Source organism: Rhodobacter maris (assembly GCF_900217815.1).
GTDB lineage: Bacteria > Pseudomonadota > Alphaproteobacteria > Rhodobacterales > Rhodobacteraceae > Rhodobacter > Rhodobacter maris.
On the sequence record NZ_OBMT01000010.1, the window covers coordinates 1 to 19,702 of the forward strand.

The following is a 19,702-nucleotide window of genomic DNA, read 5'->3' on the forward strand; positions in this document are numbered from 1 at the left end:
TGACGCGGAAGCGTGGCGGCCCGGAGGGACACGCAGCCGCAGAAACTCCCGATCACGGAAGATCCTTCTCGTCGCCTGACTATTTCAGCAACCTGTTAACAGTCCTCCGAAGGTGGGGTCACAGGTTCAGAGTTTTTCTTGAGTACGGCATTTTTTGTTTGCATTTGTATCGTAACTTATTGATTTTATTTACTAGTGGTCGCCTGCGTTTACAGGCTTTTCCGCATTAAAATCATGGGAAACTGCGAGCCTCATAATCAAGGGGTCGTGCGGTCGATTCCCCCCTCGCCATCATTTTTGCATTACCTCAATATTTTATTGCAAATATATGTTTGGGTCGCGCTAGCTCTACCTGATTGGCGCCATTCCAACTAGCCATTCTAACGAGTTTGACGGCGTGACTGATCCAACCGGGACTAGGGCGTTTCTTGGACCTGAAAACTCCGGCAAAGTTTTCCGAGACCCTACCTCGACCGAAGTGATCAGGCGCGCATCCCCCCGTGCCGCCCCGCGCCCTCCACATGCCGGGCCGCCAAAAGGCGGCCACCCCACCCCCCTTCCGATCCAGCCGCGCGGGAGGGCTCGAAGGTCTTCGACGGCGGCCCTGTCACGCCCCTGCCTCGCGGAACACCCAGATGGCCGCTTCTACTATATAGGGGCAAGACGCGCCGCCTCTCCGGATCAATCTGGTACAAGTGCCGTTAGGAGGGGCTACTCAACCTATCATCAATGCCGGGCAGGTCTGAGAGCAAGCGGCAGGCCGCGAGCGGGCAGACCGTCTGCGCTTCAGTCGTAACGCTTCAGATCGGCCGGATAAGTGCCGAGCAGATGCAGATGCGAGGTGAAATAGCGCAGCTCCTCAAGCGCGAGCTTCACATTGGCATCCTCGGGATGACCTTCGATATCGGCATAAAACTGGGTGGCAGTGAAAGAGCCGTCGAGCATGTAGCTCTCAAGCTTGGTCATGTTCACGCCATTCGTCGCAAAGCCGCCCATCGCCTTGTAAAGCGCGGCGGGAATGTTGCGCACTTCGAAGACGAAGGTCGTCATCATCCGTTCGGCGCGCCGGTTCAGATCGGGCGCGCGCCCCATCACCAGAAAGCGGGTGGTGTTGTGGCCGTAATCCTCGATATCTCGGGCGAGCACGTCGAGCCCGTGGATCCGGGCCGCGAGTTCGGAGGCCAGCACGCCTTCCCCCGGCATGCGATGCAGCGCGAGATCGGCCGCCGCCCCCGCGCTGTCGGCCGCGGCGATGCCGGTGATGCCATGGTTGCGCAGAAACCGCGCCGATTGCGGCAAGAGCACCAGATGGGCGCGCACCAGCTTCACCGCGTCAAGCGGCGTCCCGGGCAGGCTCATCAGCGCGATCCGCACCCGCAGGAAATGCTCGTCCAGGATATGCAGACCGGAGGAGGGCAGCAGACGGTGAATGTCAGCCACTCGCCCGTAGGTCGAGTTCTCGATCGGCAGCATCGCGAGTTCCGCCCGGCCTTCGCGCACCGCCTCGATCACATCCTCGAAGGTGTTGCAGGGCAGGGGCGCATGGCCCGGACGGGCCAGATTGGCCGCTTCATGCGAATAGGAACCCAGCGCGCCCTGAAAGGCGATCAGGCCCGGCTCTGCGTGTTCCATCCCATCCTCCAGCCACTTCGACCCCCTCTATGGCGCAAGCGACGCGGCAGGAAAAGCGCCGATTTTCCGCATAAAAGGGGCCGAGCGGTTCTATTTGACGCAGCCGATTCCGGCGCGAACCGTATATGATCCTTGAAATCCCGGCCGCGAAGCGCGTAGATGCGCGCAACGGCCAAATTGAGAATGCAAATCGCGGGGGAGCCATGCTCAAGACGCATATGATGAAGTTGGGGGCCGCGCTGTTCGGCGTGGTGCTGTTCTACGGATTTATCTCCATGACCTCGGCGGCGCTTTTTGCGACGCGTCCTGCGACGGCGGTGCCGGTCGGCGAAGACGGTCGCGCGATCGCCATGGATCCCAATGTCGTGCTGGCCGAAGCGGCCCCGGCAGCCTCTGCCGCCCCGGCGCCCGCCGCCGATGACGCGGCCCCGGCCGCCGAAGAACCCGCCGAAGCGCTGGCGCCCCGCACGGAGATCGACCCGGCCACCATCGTGGGCGACGCGACCGCGGGCGAAGCCGTGTTCCAGAAGAACTGCAAGACCTGCCACAAGGTCGATGGCAAGAACGCCGTTGGCCCGCATCTGGACGGCGTCGTGGGCCGCGCCACCGCCACCGTCGAAGGCTTCAAATATTCCAAGGGCATGCAAGCGCACACCGGCTACTGGACGGCGGAACGCATGACCGCCTACCTGACCGATCCGAAAGCCGAAGTGCCGAAAAACAAGATGGCTTTCGCCGGCTTCAAGGACGATACCACCTCGATCGAGAACGTGATCGCCTATCTCTACTCGCTGTCGAAATAATCGATCCTTCGAGCGATGTTCCAGGGCTGCCCCTCCGGGCAGCCCTTTGCTTTGGTCGCGCCCGTTTCACACCTTTGCAACTTGCCGACGGCGCGCAGAGGCCCTTTAGTGGAGCAAACGAGGAGAGATGCATGGGCAAGGCGAAAGCGTCACTGGGGATGATCGAACGGCGCGCGCGGCATTTGCCGCGGCTCGCCGGGGCGGGGCTTGCGGCATTGGCACTGGGGGCCGGGGGCATCCTCCCCGCCCGGGCCGAAGAAACGGTCACCGCTGCCGCCATCGCCACGCTCGGCGCGGTCAAATACCAGCCCGGCTTTGCGCATCTCGACTATGTCAACGCCCTGGCGCCGAAAGGCGGCGAGATCTCTGAATGGTTGCCGGGCGGGTTCGACAATTTCAACCCCTTCACCATTGAGGGGCGAGGGGCAGCACTGGCCTCAATCCCGCTGGAGACGATGCTGACAGGCACGGCCGACACCGTGGGCGAGGCCTATTGCCTTTTGTGCGAGAGCCTCGAATATCCGCCCTCGAAAGACTGGGTCATCTTCACCCTGCGCCCGGGGATCACCTTCTCCGATGGCAGTCCGCTCACCATCGACGACGTGCTCTTTTCCTTTGAGCAGATGCGCGACAAGGGCCTGTCGAGCTTCCGTGCCGTGGTGGCGCAGCAGATCAAAGGCGCCGAGGTGCTCGACGATCGCCGCATCAAGTTCACCTTCACCGCCGATGCTCCACGCCGCGACATCATCCAGCTCGCGGGCGGCTTCCCGGTGTTCTCGAAAGCGCAATTCGCGCGCGAGGGCATCGACCTCGAAAAGCCGAGCCAGATCCCGCTGATCGGCACGGGCCCCTATATGTTCGACAGCGCCAAGGACGGGCGCAGCGTGGTCTGGCGGCGCAACCCGGACTATTGGGGCAGAGCGCTGCCGATCAACATCGGGCGCAACAATTTCGACCGGTTGCGGGTCGAATATTACGGCGATTATCAGGCCGCTTTCGAAGGTTTCAAGGCGGGCAGCTACACCTTCCGCAACGAGTCGAGCTCGCTCATCTGGGCCACGCAATACGACTTTCCCGCCCTCACCAAAGGCCAGGTGGTGAAGGCCGAACTGCATGACGGCGATGTGGCCAGCGCCCAGGCCTTTGCCATCAACCTCCGGCGCGAAAAGTTCAGCGACATTCGCGTGCGCGAGGCGCTCGGGCTGATGTTCAATTTCGAATGGTCGAATGACTCACTGTTTTACGGCCTCTACACGCGGGTCAATTCGATCTGGGAGAACTCGGATCTCGCCGCCACAGGCACGCCCGGGCCCGACGAACTGGCGCTGCTTGAGCCGCTCAAGGCCGACCTGCCAGAGGGGGTGCTGACCGATCCCGCGGTGATGGCGCCCACCTCCGGCGCACGCCAGCTTGACCGTGCCAACATGCGCAAGGCGGCCGCGCTGCTAGATGCGGCGGGCTGGGAAGTGGGCGCGGACGGGATGCGGCGCAATGCGAAGGGCGAGCTTCTGAGCATCGATTTTCTCAATGACAGCCAGACTTTCGACCGGGTGATCAACCCCTTTGTCGAGAACCTGCGCGCGCTTGGTGTCGATGCGAAAATGTCGCGCGTGGATGACGCGCAATACGAGGCGCGCAAGCGCAATCACGATTTCGACCTGATCACCACCCATTTTGCGCAGGATCTGATCCCCGGCGCGGGGCTGCAGCAATATTTCGGCTCGGACTCGGTAGGAGATGTGTTCAACGCCGCTGGCATCGCCAATCCGGCCGTTGATGCGCTCATCCGCAAGGTCGAGGAGGCGCAGACCCATGAGGATCTTCTGCCCCGTGTCCATGCGCTTGACCGGGTGCTGCGCGCGCTGCGCTTCTGGGTGCCGCAATGGTACAAGGACAGCTACACCGTTGCCTATTACGACATGTATGAACACCCCGCCGAGATCCCGCCCTATAGTCTGGGCGAGATGGACTTCTGGTGGTATAACGCCGAAAAAGCCGCAAAACTGAAGGCTGAAGGGGCGTTCTGACCCTCTCGCACCGCGAAAATGTTGTAAAAGTGCAGGGCTAAAAAACACGATGGGCGCCTATATCCTGCGGCGGTTGATGCTGGTGCTGCCGACGCTCTTCGGCATCATGCTGATCAACTTCGCCTTGACGCAATTTGTCCCCGGCGGGCCGATCGAACAGATCATCGCCCGCGTGCAGGGCGAGGCGGATGCCACCCGCAACATCACCGGCGGCGCCGATGCGGGCCAGTCTCAGGGGCTGGACGAGGGCGGCTATCAGGGCGCACGCGGCATCTCGCCCGACCTCTTGGCGCAGCTCGAGGTGCAGATGGGCTTTGCCCGCGTCGTCTGCGCGGAGGGCTTCACTGGTACGCCGGATCTGAAGAACCCCGCCTGCGAAAAGGAAAAGATCTCCGCCACCGAGCGCTTTTTCACGATGATGGGGAATTACCTGCGCTTCGACTTTGGCACCTCGTTCTTCAAGAACAAATCGGTGGTGGATCTGGTGATCGAGAAGATGCCCGTTTCGATCTCGCTTGGCCTGTGGTCAACGCTTCTGGCCTATATGATCTCGATCCCGCTCGGCATCCGCAAGGCGGTGAAGGACGGCACCGCCTTTGACACATGGACCTCCGCCGCGATCATTGTCGCTTATGCGATCCCGACGCTGATCTTTGCCGTGCTCTTGATGGTGCTCTTTGCGGGCGGCAGTTACTGGAAGCTCTTCCCGCTGCGCGGCCTCACCTCGGATGATTGGGAGAGCCTGAGCCTTGTGGGCAAGGCGCTCGATTACCTCTGGCACATCACCCTGCCGACGATCGCGATCACGCTTTCAAGCTTTGTGACGTTGACGCTGCTGACCAAGAACTCCTTCCTCGACGAGATTAACAAGCAATATGTGATGACCGCCCGCGCCAAGGGGCTCACTGAGGGCCGCGTGCTTTATGGCCATGTGTTCCGCAATGCGATGCTGATCGTGATCGCGGGCTTTCCGGGGCTTTTTCTCTCCGTGCTCTTTTCCGGCTCGCTGATCATCGAAACCGTGTTCTCGCTCGATGGCCTCGGGCTTCTGGGCTATCAGGCCGCGGTCGAGCGCGACTATCCGCTCGTCTTCGGCACGCTTTACGCCTTCGGGCTGATTTCGCTGGTGATCGGTATCGTCTCCGACATCACTTACACGCTCGTCGATCCAAGGATCGACTTTGAGAAGAGGGCGGGCTGATGGCACTCTCTCCGCTCGCCCGGCGCCGGTGGCGCAACTTCCGCGCCAATCGCCGCGCCTTCTATGCGCTGATCGTGTTTTCGGTGCTCTTCATCGCGTCGCTCTTCGCGGAATTGATCGCCAACGATCACCCGATCGTGGTGAAATATCGCGGCGAATATTTTTTCCCGGTCTACACCTTCTACCCCGAAACCGCCTTTGGCGGCGATTTCCGCACCGAGGCGGTCTACCGCGACCCCGCCGTGCAATGCCTGATCATCGCAGGCGGGGCCGAGGCCTGCTGGGATGACCCCGAGGCGGTGATGGAGGAGGCCAGGACCAAGGGCACAGTCGAGGGGCAAAAGGTCGAGACCGGCTGGATCCTCTGGCCGCCGATCCCCTACCATTACCGCACCATCAACAACGTCGGCACCGCTCCCTCCGCCCCCGATGCCGATCACTGGCTCGGCACCGATGACACCACCCGCGACGTGGCAGCCCGCGTGATCTACGGCTTCAGGATCTCGGTTGCCTTCGCGTTGATCGTGGCGGCGGCCTCTTCGGTGCTGGGCGTGGCGGCGGGCGCGGTGCAGGGCTATTTTGGCGGCAAGGTCGATCTGATCTTCCAGCGGCTGCTGGAGATCTGGTCTTCCACCCCCTCGCTTTACGTGATCATCATCCTCTTCGCGATCCTCGGGCGCTCGTTCTGGCTTCTGGTCTTCGTCACCATCCTCTTTGGCTGGCCGGCGCTGACGGGCGTGGTGCGGGCCGAATTCCTGCGCGCGCGGAACTTCGAATATGTCCGCGCGGCCCGCGCGCTCGGTGTCTCTGACAGGGTGATCATGTTCCGCCACATCCTGCCCAATGCGATGGTGGCCACCATCACCATGCTGCCCTTCGTCATCACCGGCGCAATCTCGGGCCTCGCCACGCTCGATTACCTTGGCTACGGGCTGCCCTCCTCGGCGCCCAGCCTGGGGGAACTGGCGCTTCAGGCCAAGCAGCACCTGCAGGCGCCCTGGCTCGCCTTCACCGCCTTCGTCACCTTTGCCACTATGCTCTCGCTTCTGGTCTTCATCTTCGAGGGCCTGCGCGATGCCTTCGACCCGCGCAAGGTGTTCAAATGAGCCCCGCAAAAGATCCCGTCCTGTCTGTCGAGAATCTTCGCATCACCTTCACGCAGGAGGGCCGCGAGATCCCCGCCGTGAAGGGGGTGAGCTTCACCGTCGCCAAGGGAGAGACCGTGGCGCTGGTCGGCGAATCCGGGTCAGGCAAGTCGGTCACGGCGCTTTCCACCGTCGCGCTTCTGGGCGGCAATGCGCGCGTGGCGGGCTCGGTGCGCTATCTTGGGCGCGAGATGGTCGGCGCCTCCGAGCGCGATCTGCGCGCGGTGCGCGGCAATGACATCAGCTTCATCTTTCAGGAGCCGATGACCTCGCTCAATCCGCTCCATACGATTGAAAAGCAGATCCGCGAAAGCCTCGCGCTGCATCAGGGGCTGACGGGCGCACCGGCGCGGGCGCGCATCATCGAGCTTCTGACCCAGGTGGGCATCGCGGACCCCGAAAGCCGCTTGGCGGATTATCCGCACCAGCTTTCGGGCGGGCAGCGCCAGCGCGTGATGATCGCCATGGCGCTGGCAAACGGGCCGGAGCTGCTGATTGCCGACGAGCCCACCACCGCGCTCGATGTGACGATCCAGGCGCAGATCCTCGCGCTTCTTGCCGATCTCAAACGCGATCTTGGCATGAGCCTTCTCTTCATCTCGCACGATCTGGGCGTGGTGCGCCGCATCGCCGACCGGGTCTGCGTGATGCAGGCGGGCGAGATCGTCGAACAGGGGAGGGTGGCGGAGATCTTTGCCAATCCGCAGCATCCCTATACGAAAAAGCTCCTCGCCGCCGAGCCGCAGGGGCTTGCCGATCCGGTTCCGGCGGGGGCGGAGACGCTTTTGACGACCAAGGATCTCAAGGTCTGGTTCCCGGTCAAGCGCGGGTTCTTGCGCCGCACGGTCGGGCATATCAAGGCGGTGAACGGGGCGAGTCTTTCGGTGCGGGCGGGCGAGACGCTCGGGATCGTGGGCGAGAGCGGCTCGGGCAAAACCACGCTTGCGCTTGCGTTGATGCGGTTGATCGAAAGCGAGGGGCCCATCCTTTATACCGGGCAGGACATCTCGCGCTGGCAGGCGCGCCAGCTCCGGCCCCTGCGACGCGACATGCAGATCGTGTTTCAGGATCCGTTCGGCAGCCTTTCGCCCCGCATGACGATCGAGCAGATCATCGCCGAGGGGCTCACCGTGCACGGGGTGGAGCCCGGGCGCAACCGGCGCGAGATGGTGGCCGAGATCATGACCGAAGTGGGGCTCGATCCGGCCGCGATGAGCCGTTACCCACATGAGTTTTCGGGTGGGCAGCGCCAGCGCATCGCGATTGCGCGCGCGATGATCCTGCGCCCGAAAGTGGTGGTGCTCGACGAGCCCACCTCGGCGCTCGACATGACCGTGCAGGTGCAGATCGTGGCGCTCTTGCGCGAATTGCAGCGCCGCCACGGGCTTGCCTACCTGTTCATTTCGCACGACCTGCGCGTTGTGCGCGCGCTCTCTCACCAGATCCTCGTGATGAAATCGGGCGATGTGGTCGAAGCGGGCGCGGCACAGGATATTTTTACCAGACCAGTGACAGGATATACCCGCGCCTTGATTGCGGCCGCACTGGGAGAGGCTTCATGAAAATACTGTTCGTGCATCAGAATTTTCCGGGCCAGTTTCCGCATCTCGCGCCTGCGCTGCAAAAGCGCGGCCATCAGGTGCTGGCCTTGACGGTGGAGACGAACAAGCGGCCCTCGCCGGTGCAGGTGCTCAAGTATCGCAAGCCCGCCGAAGTGAAGCTTGAACCGCGGTTGACCCGGCTTTATGCCGAGGTTGCCGAGCGCGGTATGAGGGTGGCCTTTGCGGCGCGGCAGATGCGCGCTCAGCATAACTTTGTGCCGGATGTGATCTTCGGCCATCCCGCCTGGGGAGAGACGCTGTTTTTGCGCGAGGTCTGGCCGGAAGCGAAGCTCCTTGTCTATGCCGAGTTCATGTATAAAACGACCGGGCTCGACACCGATTTCGACCCCGAATTCGCCAAATACGCGCTCGAAAACCGCATCGCCACGGTGACGCGTTCGGCGCATCTGGTCCAATCCATCGTGCAGGCCGATGCGGCGCTTTCGCCCACCGTGTTTCAGGCCGGAACCTTCCCGCCCGAGCTGCGCCAGAAAATCACGATCTGCCATGACGGGGTGAATACGGCGCGGCTTGCGCCCACCCCCGAGGCGCGCTTCACCGTGCCGGGGACAACGCTCACCTTCCGCCCCGGCGACGAGGTGATCACCTTCATCAACCGCTCGCTTGAGCCGTACCGTGGCTATCATACTTTCATGCGGTCGCTCCCCGATGTGCTGGCGGCGCGGCCCCAGGCGCATGTGCTGATCATCGGCGAGGAGGGGCAGAGCTATGGCAGCCCGCCCCCCGAGGGGAGCTGGAAACAGAAATTTTTGGATGAGGTGAAGGACCGGCTCGATCTCTCCCGCGTGCATTTTCTGGGGCGTGTGGCCTATGCCGATTTTGTCGCGATCATGCAGATCGGCCGGGCCCATGCCTATCTGACCTATCCGTTCGTGTTGAGCTGGTCGGTGCTTGAGGCGATGGCGGCGGGGGCGATGGTGGTGGGCTCGGATACGGCCCCGCTGCGTGAGGTGATCGAGGACGGGGTGACGGGCAGGCTTGTCGACTTCTTCGACATCAAGGGGTGGTCGGAGGCGTTGACCGATGCGCTCGCCCATCCCGAGAAATATGACGCGATGCGGCGCGCAGCGCGCGCTTCAGTGGTCGCGAAATACGATCTGGAGACGATCTGCCTGCCGCGGCTGATCGAGTTCGTCGAGACCGCTGGCGGCACGCTGGCGTAAATTCCGCCGGGAGTGCGCCCTCCTCGGGCGGGCCCGGGGCCCGCACCTCGTCGGGCGCCCGGGGGCGCGGCCCGGGATATTTGGCCGAGTCGAAGGCAAGCCCTCTGCCCCCGAGACGACAGAAAAGAAAGGGCGCCTTTCGGCGCCCAGTCTGCCCTTCCCGGTATGCTCCGGGAAGTTCTCAGATCGCCGAGCTGTGCCCGGCTTTCGAGAGGTCATAGGCATCGAAATGCCGCGCGATCATCCGCGTCAGCGGACGACCCGGCTCGGGGATCGCGAGCCCGGTCTCGGTAATCTCGACCATCTCGCCGAATTTTGCCACGCAGGCGGCGAATTCGCTGTCGAGGACCGCCGGATCGGCGCCCCATTGCTCGACCAGTTCCTGTTTCGATACCGCAAAATCGCACATCAGCATCTCGATCAGCCGCGCCCGCATCAGGTCTTCGGGCGTGAAGACATGGCCGCGATGGGTCGAGAACCGGCCCTCGCGGATCGCGCCGGTATGCGCGCCGGTGGCAGATTCGTTTTGCGCATAGCCTTGGGGGAACCGCGAGATCGAGGACGCACCGATGCCTACCAGCGCCTCGGCCAGGTCGTCGGTATAGCCCTGGAAGTTGCGGCGCAGCAGGCCGGTGCGAAGCGCTTTCGAGAGCCCGTCACTCGGCAGCGCGAAATGGTCGATGCCGATGATGTCATAGCCCGCGTTCGAGAACAGCTCCTGCGAGCGCTCGAAGAGGCCAAGCCGCTGTTGCGGGGTCGGCAACTGGTCCGAGGGGATCAGCGTCTGCCGCCGCGCCATCCACGGCACATGGGCATAGCCGTAAAGCGCCACCCGGTCAGGCTTCAGCGTCAGCACCTTCTCGATGCTTTCGGTGATCTTCTCTTTGGTCTGATAGGGCAGGCCGTAGAGAATATCGGTGTTCAGGCTGTCGATGCCGCGCGACCGGATCATGTCGACCACTTTCGCGGTGACTTCGTAGCTTTGCTCGCGCCCGATCACCGACTGGATGAACGGGTCGAAATCCTGAATGCCGATCGAGGCGCGGTTCATCCCTGATTGCGCCAGCGCATCCATGCGCTCGTCGTCGATCTCGTTCGGGTCGATCTCGACCGAGAACTCGCCGTGCTCGCCCAGCTCCACCGCATTGAAGACGGCATCGGCCACCATGCGCATGGAATCAGCCGGCAGCAGCGTGGCGGTGCCGCCGCCCCAATGCAGCCGCGAGAGCTTCACGCCGCGGGCAAGGTGCTTTTTCAGCATGCCGAGCTCGGTGACGAGCGTCTCGGCATAGGCCTTCACCGGCGCATCGGTCTGCGTGCCCTGGGTGCGGCAGGCGCAGAACCAGCACAGCCGGCGGCAGAAGGGCACGTGGATATAAAGCGAAATCGCGGCGCCCTCGGGGATCGCTTCGATCCACTCCACGAATTTCGGAGCCCCGACGGCGGTCGAGAAGTGGGGTGCCGTCGGGTAACTGGTATAGCGGGGCACCCGGGCGTCGAACAGGCCGAGCCGGGCGAGTTGCGATTCATGTTTCATAGGCGTATTCTATCCTTCAAGACGCGCACCAGGATTTGACCCATATCAAGCAAGGCAATGTCTCACGACGACGTGTACCCAGCCTCGTTGCAATGCGGAGATTGCCCGATTCGACACCGGGCCGTCTGCGCGCGCTGCGAGGCCAACGAACTCGATGAACTCGAATCGGTCAAGTACTACCGAAGTTTCGAGGCGGGCCAGACGGTGATCTGGTCGGGCGACAAGATGGACTTTGTCGCCTCTGTCGTATCGGGCATCGCAACCCTTACCCAGACCCTCGAGGATGGCCGCACGCAGATGGTGGGGCTCCTGCTTCCCTCTGATTTTGTTGGCCGTCCGGGGCGGGACCGCGCCGCCTATAACATTACGGCGACGACAGATATCCTGATGTGCTGCTTCCGCCGCAGACCGTTCGAAGAGATGATGGAGCGCACGCCGCATATCGCGCAGCGTCTGTTGCAGATGACGCTCGACGAGCTCGATGCCGCGCGCGAGTGGATGCTTTTGCTCGGCCGCAAGACCGCGCGGGAGAAAATCGCCTCGCTTCTGTCGATCGTGGCGCGGCGGGATGCGTCGATACGTCACCGCCGGACAGACAACCGTCTGACCTTCGATCTGCCGCTGACGCGCGAGGCGATGGCCGATTATCTCGGGCTGACGCTCGAGACGGTGAGTCGGCAGATCTCCGCGCTCAAGCGCGAGGGCGTGATCGAACTCGAGGGCAAGCGGCATGTGACCGTACCCGACATGCAGCGCCTGTTGATCGAGGCGGGGGATGACAGCGACGGCGGGCTGATCGTCTGACGCGGGGTGCCCGGGCGGGAAACGCGCGGCTCAGAGCTGCGCGAGTTCCCGGGCAAGGTCGCCATAGCCGGTAAAGCGGCGCTCATAGGCAAGGCCGAGCCGCGTGGCAGATTCCTCGGCCTTCGCGTCCAGCGCCGGGTCTTCGGTCTGGGCGAGATAGACGAGCTTTTCGTAATTGCCGAACATCATCGCGATCAGTTCGGGATGGCGATCAAAGCCCATCGGGCGCCAGACGAAGGCCTCGAACTGGCGCACCAGGAAATCGGTGAGATAAAACGCTGTCGTTTCGCTCTCGGCATGGGCGGCGAAAGTGTCGTTCCCCTCGAAAAAGGCATAGCAATGCGGCCCCGGCACCATCTCGACACCCAGCTCGGCGCATTTTGCGGCGAGTCGCCCGCCTGTGCCGCAATCGGCGTAGACAACATAGATCGCGGCATGGTGGGGGCGGTGCTTTTCCACCGCGGCTGCCACGGCCTCGGTGATCCGCTCGGGGTAAAGGTGCAGGTTCGCGGGCAGGCAGGTCAGATCCAGATGATCCCAGCGATTGGCCGCTTTCAGCGCAAGGATCTCTGTGGCGAGGGCACCGCAGGCGATCAGCAGCACGCGCTCCGCCGCTGCGCCTTCGGCTGGGCTCATTCGACGCGTTCGAAGAGCCGCATCAGCGCGGCACCGATCAGCGCGGCAAGACCCAGCGCGGCCAGAGGTACCGCTGCATGCACCGCCACGACGATGGTGAGCGCGGCGGCAAGAATCACCACAAGCAGCATCAACAGGAAATGGGGCAGGGGCATGGGCTGGAACATGGGCACTCTCCTTGAACCGAATATGGAGCGCCTTTCGCCAAAGGAAAAGGCCCCAGTCGCAGCATGGGGCCTTTAAGGTTCACATTTCGTTGCCAGCGGTGCGATTGCGCGCGGCCCTGTGCCCGTGTTTCAGGCAGGGCCGGCACCGGCAGGCCTCAGGCGCCCATGCGGTTGTGCTTGCGCGCAACCATGTCTTTCGCGGTTTCCACCGCGACCGCGGCATCGCGGCAATAGGCATCGGCACCGATCGCCTTGCCGAACTCCTCGTTCAGCGGCGCGCCGCCGACGATCACCAGATAATCGTCGCGGATGCCCTTTTCCTTCATCGTGTCGATCACGACCTTCATATAGGGCATCGTCGTGGTGAGCAGCGCCGACATGCCGAGAATGTCGGCTCCCTCGCGGTCGAGCGCTTCGAGATAGCTTTCCACCGGGTTGTTGATGCCGATGTCGACCACTTCGAAGCCCGCGCCCTCCATCATCATCGCCACAAGGTTCTTGCCGATGTCATGGATGTCGCCCTTGACGGTGCCGATCACCATCTTGCCCATGCGCGGCGCGCCGGTCTCAACCAGCAGCGGTTTCAGGATCGCCATGCCGCCCTTCATCGCATTGGCGGCGAGCAGCACTTCCGGCACGAACAGGATGCCATCGCGGAAATCGTTGCCGACGATCGTCATACCCGCCACCAGCGCCTTGGTGAGGATGTCATAGGGCGTCCAGCCGCGGTCGATCAGGATATGAACGGCCTCTTCGATCTCTTCCTTGAGCCCGTCATAGAGATCGTCATGCATTTGCAGCACGAGCTCTTCGTCGTCGAGTTCCGAAAGAATGATGTCGTCTTCATCGGCCATGGGGGTTCTCCTGAGGGGACTGTTCCGGTGATGCGAAAATTGCGCCCCGGTTACTACTGTGTTTGCGACATGCGGCGCTCCGTCCCCGACGCGGGGGCAGGGCAGGGGCGAGACCCGCCGCGAAGCGACGAATCCCTTGCATGATGTTCTCTCTATGTTCTAGTTTTGTGGCATGAGTCTTGCGCCGAATCTGCCCTTTGATCTGCCGCCTTCCGATCCGCGCCAGCGGCTTCGGGCGCGGGGTGCCGCGGCCAATCCGGCGGGGCGGTTCGAGCCCTATGCGCGGCTTGTCGAGCCCGATGGCTGGGAGATCGCGGAGGAGGAAAAGCTCTTGCGCACCGAGGTGAGCCTTGAGCATCCGAAAACGATCATTACCCGCAATACCTCGCCCGATGTCGCCTTCGACCGGTCGGTGAACCCCTATCGGGGGTGCGAGCATGGCTGTGTTTATTGCTACGCGCGCCCGACACATGGCTATCTCGGCCTCTCGGCGGGGCTCGATTTCGAGACGCGGATCGTGGCGAAGCCCGAGGCGCCGGAGCTTCTGGCGCGGGAGCTTTCGAAGCGCGGCTATGCGGTGGCGCCGCTTGCCATCGGCACGGCAACCGACCCGTATCAGCCGATCGAGGCCGAGCGGGGCATCATGCGCGGGCTTCTGGAGGTGCTGAGCGCTTTCAACCATCCGCTCTGCCTCACCACCCGCGGCGCGGGGGTGTTGCGCGATCTTGACCTCTTGAGCAGCATGGCCAGGCGCGGGCTCGTGCATCTGGGCATCTCGCTCACCACGCTCGACGAGGAGCTTGCGCGTAAAATGGAGCCGCGCGCCCCCACGCCGCAGACCCGGCTCAGGATGATCCGGGAGGCGGCGCGGGCGGGCATTCCCGTCCGTGTCATGGCCGCGCCGGTCATCCCGGGGCTGACCGATCACGCCCTCGAGGCAATCCTGACCGAGGCGCGGCGCGCGGGGGCAAAGGCCGCCCACATGATCCCCTTGCGCCTGCCGCATGAGGTGGCGCCCCTTTTTGCCGACTGGCTCGCGCGGCATTACCCTTTGCGGGCCGAAAAGGTGCTCAATGCGGTCGCCGCCTTCCGCGGCGGCAAGCTCAACGACCCGCGCTTCGGCACGCGGATGGAGGGGGAGGGGACCGAGGCGGAGTTGCTCGCGCGCCGGTTCGAGGTCTCGTGCCGCCGTCTCAGCCTCGCGGCTGATCTGCCCGCGCTTGATTGCCACCGGTTCGGGGTGCCGCCGCGGCCGGGCGAGCAGCTCGAACTGTTCTGACCTTTCCGCCATCGTTTGCCCTCATCGGCTGGCAATAGACCATCGTTCCAGAAAGACGCTTTCGTCTTTCTGCCACGAATCCATGACTTTGCAACGGTTTCTTCAGCTGCGGCGGCGGCCGCGACGCTCCCGCCCCGGGCCGTCGTCGTCGCCCGTGCCATCGGAAGCGGAAGAGAAGGCGCCGAGTTTCGCGGTGATGTCCTCAAGGCTCGGACGGGGCCCGCGCGGGCGTGTCGTCAGCGCTTCATGCATCGCCTTCAGATGCTCGGGCATCGTGCCACAGCAGCCGCCGATAATCGTCGCCCCCGCATCGCGCGCAAGGCAGGCGTAATCGCCCATCAAGGCGGGCGTGCCGTCGTAATGGATGTGGCCGTCGTGATATTTCGGGATGCCCGCATTGCCCTTGGCGATGATCGGCCGCTCGGTGCCCGCCGAAGCAAAGCCCATCACCGTGCGCATCAGATCGGCCGCGCCGACGCCGCAATTGGCACCGAAGGCGAGCGGCGGGTTCGGCAGCTTTTCCACAAGCGCAGCGAGTTGCGCAGAGGTCACCCCCATCATCGTGCGCCCGGCGGTGTCAAAGCTCATCGTGCCGCACCAGTCCATGCCCGCAAGGCGTGCGGCCTCCGCGGCGGCCTTGAACTCCTCGGGCGCCGAGATCGTCTCGACCCAGAGCACATCGGCGCCGCCTTCCTTCAGACCCTCGGCCTGTTCGTGGAACATCTCGACCGCAAGCTCATGGGTCAGCGTGCCCATCGGCGCGAAGATCTCGCCCGTCGGCCCAATCGAGCCACAAACCGCGACCGGGCGGCCCGCCTTGTCGGCGACCTCGCGGCCGATCTCGGCGGCGATGCGGTTGAGTTCGCGCACGCGCGCTTGCGCATTGTGCAGCTTGAGCCGCGAGGCATTGCCGCCAAAGGAGTTGGTCAGGAACAGGTCCGAGCCCGCCTCGACGGCAAAGCTGTAGAGCTTCGCGATCCGGTCCGGATGCTCGACGTTCCAGAATTCCGGCGGCTCGCCCGAGGAGAGCCCCATGTTGAACAGGTTGGTGCCGGTGGCGCCGTCCGCCAGCAGCCAGTCGCGCGATTGCAGAAGGCGGGTGAGCGTGTTCGTCATGGGGCCTCTCCTGATCCGGTCGCGCTCTCCCTGCCACGGGCCGGGCGAAGTTGCAATTTCCTTTCGTTCAAGATGATCTTGAGGCTGGCATGAGCTCGGCAGTCCGGGCGCTGGCGCAGATGTTGGGAACCACCGTCACGAGCGCGGCGGGGCGATGGATCGCATGGGCGATCTCGGCCGCGGCCAGAGCGAGCGCAGCCCGCGAGGGGGCGGCAATGTAGCGGGTGGAGCTTTCGGGGGCGAAGCTCATCTTGAACTGGCGCAATCCCGCGGCGCCCGCGCCCTTCTCGGCACGGCGCCAGATATGTGCGGCCGGGCCCTCGACATCCTCGGCCCGGGGCGGCAAGGCGGCGAGCGAAAGCCGCGCCACGCCGGCCTCGGCGGCCGCGGAGATCGCGCCGGCGATCAGCGCCTGCATCGTGCCGTCGGGCGCGCCCTCGGCAGGGCGCATCAGGTCCAGCACCCATTCGGAGCGATTGGCATGGAAAGAGGCAAAGCCCACCAGCGTCTCGCCCAAATAGGCAAGCATCACCTGTTGATGGGCAACATATCCGGGCGCGAACCGGCCCATCGAGAAGCCGCGCTCGCCGCCACGGGCGCTTCGCCAGCCCTCGGCAATGGTCGCCATCGCGGCGAGCGGCAGCGGCCCTTCGGCGGCGCGCACGCTCAGGCCCGATTTCGCCGCCTTGCGCAGCTTGCGTCGCAGCCCGGCGCGGGAGGGGCAGTCAAGCGTGAAGTTCTGCGGGGCGAGCCAGACTTCGGTGGCAACCGGGGCGACGACCCAGCCAGCACGGCGCGCAACGGCTGCGGTGCGCGCAGAGATCTTGTAAAGGCTCGCGCGACGTCCCTCGGCCCGGGCCGCGGCCTTGAGGGCGGCGAGCATCTCGGGGCGGGCCTGTGTGCCCACCGGGTCGAGCACCGCGGCAAGCGTGCGCCCGGCGCGCCCGGCCATCCATCCGCCCGGCGCCCGGTCGCAGCGCAGAAGGCCAAGGTCTCCCTGCCGCATCAGGCCGAGTTCCGCCTGACGGTCCTGCGCGACCAGATGGGTGATCTGCGGGCAGTCGAGCGGCGCGGCGACGATGCGGGGATGATCGAGCGGGCGGCCCGGGCGCAGCGCGACGAGGGCGGCGGCGGCAAGCGCGGGGAGGCCGAAATAGACGATCCGCCAGGCGAGAATCGCGGCCAGGAGTTCGGGCTCGGGCGTGGCGGGGAGAAGCGCGACGAGGGTGATCTCGAACGGGCCGACGCCCCCCGGCGTGCCGGAGACGAAGCCTGCGCCGAGTGCCAGCAAAAAGGCGGGGTAGAGTGCGAGAAGGCTCAGCTCGCTGCCGGGCGGCAGCAATACCCAGAGCGCGAGCGCGGCAAAGGCCGTGTCGATCAGCGCCAGCACGAGGATCTTGCCAAGCATCGCCGGGGCGGGAAGGCGCAGCGTGAAGCGACCGATCTTCAGACCCGGCAGCTTCAGGGCTGCAAGCGCCAGCGCGCCGCCGAGCGCGAGGCCCAGAAGTGCGAGCCCCTGCACCGCCCAGACATCGAGATGCGGATGGGCGATCGGGGCCACGAGCAGCACCGCCGCAGTGAGCACCGCCCAGGCAGCAAGAAAGGTCGCAGCGACGGTTGCCGTGATCTTTGTGGCCTGCGCAAGCGTGGTTTCGGGAAGCATGCGCCAGCGCACCAGCGCCCCCGAGACAAGGCCAAAGCCGATCGTCTGCGACAGCGCGATCGAGGTCCAGCCCGCGCGGCGCGCGGCATCGGCGGGCGTGGGGCGGTGCAGCATCCGGTGGATCAGCGCGTCATAGCGCGCGAGCGCGGCGAAGCTCGCGCAGGTTGCGCCGAGCGCCAGCGCCCAGTCGAGCGGCTCAAGACGCGCAAGCGCGGCGAAGACGGCTTCAGTGTCGAGCGCGGCAAGTCGGTCGCGCAATGCCCAGAGAAAGGCTGCGACAAGGGCGATGCCCAGAACCTGTCGCCCGGCGGCGGCGCCCATGCGCAGCCCGCCCGACGGTCCTCCCTGCACCGTTTCCATCACGCGCGCGCGCGTGATCCCGTTGCGCTGCTCAGCCATGTGTCCCCCGTCACCTACAAACGTTACCGACAAACTCCCGGGTGAGGTTTGCGGCCGGAAGGCTAAAAAAGGCTGAAAATCGTTCTGGAAACGGGGGAATTGGTGAGCGCGCGTTAACGCTTTGGGCCGGAGCTCCGGCCGATTTGGCAAGCCGCCGCGGACAGGCATAAAAAAGCCGGCATTCGCATGCCGGCCTCAGGGCGATGTGGGCCTCGGGGCGGTGTTCAGCCGACTTCGGCGATTTGCTTGAGCGCGGCGCCCATCGCCTCGCGCACCCGTGCGCGGATCGCGCCCTCATCGGCCAGGCCTGCGAGGTCATTGATCAGCTTGCGGATCACATCCTCCTGCCCGGCTTCCTCGAAATCGGCAGCAATCAGGGCCGCGGTATAGGCTTCGGCCTCAGCGCCGGTCTTGCCGAGAAGCTCCGCCGCCCATTGCGCGAGGATCTTTACAGAGCGCGCCTCAACCTTGAAGCGCAGATCGGCGTCATGGGCGAACTTGGCTTCGAAAGCGTGTTCGCGATCGTCGAAAGTGGTCATCTGTCCCCCCAAAGTCGATTCCTTCTTCTGATATGGTTTCTTGGCCCCCCGCTGCAAGAGTTGATCGTGTCGCGGAGAAGTGATTGCGCTAGCAGGTCAAATCTCTGCCGCGCCGCCGCACGAATCATGCCGCGGGGCAGCGTTCCCTCCCCGCAGCGGGAACGGGGCGCGCCCGGCCGCCTCGCCGGCCTTGCGGCGCAGGCCTGCTTGGCCTATAGGGCGGCAAGGGGAGCCCCTCGGCAGCGGGTCCGTCGGACCCCAGAGTTATCGGAGAGCCCATGGCACCGCGTCGCAAGAAGATCTACGAAGGCAAGGCGAAGATCCTTTACGAAGGCCCCGAGCCCGGCACGCTGGTGCAGTATTTCAAGGATGACGCGACGGCCTTCAACGCGCAGAAGAAGGCGACGATCGAGGGCAAGGGCGTGCTCAACAACCGCCTGTGCGAGTTCTTCATGAACGGGCTGACGAATGTCGGCATCCCGAACCATTTCATCCGCCGTCTGAACATGCGCGAGCAGCTGATCCGGCAGGTGGAAATTGTGCCGCTCGAAGTGATCGTGCGCAATTTTGCGGCAGGCTCCATTGCCAAGCGCCTCGGCCTCGAGGAGGGCACGGCGCTGCCGCGCCCGATCGTCGAATACAGCTACAAGAACGATGAGCTTGGCGACCCGCTGGTGCCCGAAGAATACATCATCGCCTTCGGCTGGGCGAACCAGCAGGATCTCGACGATATCGTGAGCCTCGCGCTGCGCGTGAACGATTTCCTCTCGGGCGTGTTCTTCGGTGTCGGCATCAAGCTCGTCGATTTCAAGATCGAGATCGGCCGGGTTTGGGATGGCGACTACATGCGCCTGATCGTGGCTGACGAGATCAGCCCCGACAGCTGCCGGCTGTGGGATGTGAAAACCGGCCAGCACCTTGACAAGGATGTGTTCCGCCGCGATCTGGGCTCGCTCACCGATGCCTATACCGAGGTGGCGCGTCGGCTCGGCGTGCTGCCCGCCAATGCCACGCCGATGAAGCCGACGCTGATCAACTGATCGACGCCTAGGCAGAAGCGTTCGGAGGGGCGGCCGGGGGCCGCCCCTTTTGCCTTCGGGCGAGCCCGGTTGAGC

17 protein-coding genes are annotated in these 19,702 nt (G+C 64.3%); 9 read left to right on the forward strand and 8 right to left on the reverse strand.

What is annotated here, in order from left to right:
* Positions 1-786: 786 nt before the first annotated feature.
* Positions 787-1,632, reverse strand: coding sequence for a prephenate dehydratase (locus CRO22_RS13025; RefSeq protein WP_097070601.1), 846 nt, complete (start codon positions 1,630-1,632; stop codon positions 787-789).
* A 125-nt stretch (positions 1,633-1,757) separates the two neighbouring features.
* Here CRO22_RS13025 and CRO22_RS13030 point away from each other — a divergent pair, with 125 nt between their 5' ends.
* The 6 genes from CRO22_RS13030 to CRO22_RS13055 all read left to right on the forward strand — a co-directional run bounded on the left by CRO22_RS13030 (position 1,758) and on the right by CRO22_RS13055 (position 9,593).
* Positions 1,758-2,435: a c-type cytochrome gene (locus CRO22_RS13030; protein ID WP_097070602.1), complete on the forward strand. Its 678-nt coding sequence runs from the start codon at positions 1,758-1,760 to the stop codon at positions 2,433-2,435.
* 131 nt (positions 2,436-2,566) lie between these two features.
* Positions 2,567-4,462 (forward strand): extracellular solute-binding protein, encoded by a 1,896-nt coding sequence (locus tag CRO22_RS13035; protein WP_097070603.1) that lies wholly within the window; start codon positions 2,567-2,569, stop codon positions 4,460-4,462.
* A 49-nt stretch (positions 4,463-4,511) separates the two neighbouring features.
* Positions 4,512-5,663 (forward strand): microcin C ABC transporter permease YejB, encoded by a 1,152-nt coding sequence (locus CRO22_RS13040; protein ID WP_097070604.1) that lies wholly within the window; start codon positions 4,512-4,514, stop codon positions 5,661-5,663.
* Positions 5,663-6,769: an ABC transporter permease gene (locus CRO22_RS13045; RefSeq protein WP_097070605.1), complete on the forward strand. Its 1,107-nt coding sequence runs from the start codon at positions 5,663-5,665 to the stop codon at positions 6,767-6,769. Before CRO22_RS13040 ends, CRO22_RS13045 begins: the two co-directional genes overlap by 1 nt.
* On the forward strand, positions 6,766-8,370 hold the full coding sequence (locus tag CRO22_RS13050) for an ABC transporter ATP-binding protein (RefSeq protein WP_097070606.1): 1,605 nt from the start codon (positions 6,766-6,768) through the stop codon (positions 8,368-8,370). Before CRO22_RS13045 ends, CRO22_RS13050 begins: the two co-directional genes overlap by 4 nt.
* Positions 8,367-9,593, forward strand: a complete 1,227-nt coding sequence (locus CRO22_RS13055; RefSeq protein WP_097070607.1) for a glycosyltransferase — start codon at positions 8,367-8,369, stop codon at positions 9,591-9,593. The genes CRO22_RS13050 and CRO22_RS13055 overlap by 4 nt, the downstream gene beginning before the upstream one ends.
* A gap of 181 nt (positions 9,594-9,774) precedes the next feature.
* On the opposite strand, the gene hemN is transcribed toward CRO22_RS13055, so the two are convergent.
* Positions 9,775-11,130: an oxygen-independent coproporphyrinogen III oxidase gene (gene hemN / locus CRO22_RS13060; RefSeq protein WP_097070608.1), complete on the reverse strand. Its 1,356-nt coding sequence runs from the start codon at positions 11,128-11,130 to the stop codon at positions 9,775-9,777.
* A 57-nt stretch (positions 11,131-11,187) separates the two neighbouring features.
* On the opposite strand from hemN, the gene fnrL reads away from it, so the two are divergent.
* Positions 11,188-11,934 (forward strand): transcriptional regulator FnrL, encoded by a 747-nt coding sequence (fnrL, locus tag CRO22_RS13065; protein ID WP_097070609.1) that lies wholly within the window; start codon positions 11,188-11,190, stop codon positions 11,932-11,934.
* Between the two features lie 30 nt (positions 11,935-11,964).
* On the opposite strand, the gene CRO22_RS13070 is transcribed toward fnrL, so the two are convergent.
* From CRO22_RS13070 to CRO22_RS13075, 3 genes are all read right to left on the reverse strand, one after another.
* Positions 11,965-12,570: a DUF1638 domain-containing protein gene (locus tag CRO22_RS13070; RefSeq protein WP_097070610.1), complete on the reverse strand. Its 606-nt coding sequence runs from the start codon at positions 12,568-12,570 to the stop codon at positions 11,965-11,967.
* Positions 12,567-12,737 carry a hypothetical protein gene (locus CRO22_RS18890; RefSeq protein ID WP_176518640.1) on the reverse strand — a complete coding sequence of 57 codons (171 nt, stop codon included), beginning with the start codon at positions 12,735-12,737 and terminating at the stop codon, positions 12,567-12,569. The genes CRO22_RS13070 and CRO22_RS18890 overlap by 4 nt, the downstream gene beginning before the upstream one ends.
* Positions 12,738-12,892: 155 nt before the next feature.
* The gene (locus CRO22_RS13075) at positions 12,893-13,591 is read right to left on the reverse strand and encodes a corrinoid protein (RefSeq protein ID WP_097070611.1); all 699 of its coding nucleotides are present in this window, start codon (positions 13,589-13,591) and stop codon (positions 12,893-12,895) included.
* Positions 13,592-13,763: 172 nt separating this feature from the next.
* On the opposite strand from CRO22_RS13075, the gene CRO22_RS13080 reads away from it, so the two are divergent.
* Positions 13,764-14,870, forward strand: coding sequence for a PA0069 family radical SAM protein (locus CRO22_RS13080; RefSeq protein WP_097070612.1), 1,107 nt, complete (start codon positions 13,764-13,766; stop codon positions 14,868-14,870).
* Positions 14,871-14,972: 102 nt separating this feature from the next.
* Here CRO22_RS13080 and bmt read toward each other — a convergent pair whose 3' ends face one another.
* From bmt to CRO22_RS13095, 3 genes are all read right to left on the reverse strand, one after another.
* Positions 14,973-15,986: a betaine--homocysteine S-methyltransferase gene (bmt, locus tag CRO22_RS13085; RefSeq protein ID WP_097070613.1), complete on the reverse strand. Its 1,014-nt coding sequence runs from the start codon at positions 15,984-15,986 to the stop codon at positions 14,973-14,975.
* A 67-nt stretch (positions 15,987-16,053) separates the two neighbouring features.
* Positions 16,054-18,048: a phosphatidylglycerol lysyltransferase domain-containing protein gene (locus CRO22_RS13090; protein WP_176518642.1), complete on the reverse strand. Its 1,995-nt coding sequence runs from the start codon at positions 18,046-18,048 to the stop codon at positions 16,054-16,056.
* Positions 18,049-18,272: 224 nt separating this feature from the next.
* Entirely contained in the window at positions 18,273-18,587 is a 315-nt protein-coding gene (locus tag CRO22_RS13095; RefSeq protein WP_097070615.1) for a DUF1476 domain-containing protein, read from the reverse strand.
* A 278-nt stretch (positions 18,588-18,865) separates the two neighbouring features.
* On the opposite strand from CRO22_RS13095, the gene purC reads away from it, so the two are divergent.
* Positions 18,866-19,627, forward strand: a complete 762-nt coding sequence (gene purC / locus CRO22_RS13100; RefSeq protein ID WP_097070616.1) for a phosphoribosylaminoimidazolesuccinocarboxamide synthase — start codon at positions 18,866-18,868, stop codon at positions 19,625-19,627.
* The last annotated feature ends 75 nt before the right edge of the window (positions 19,628-19,702 follow it).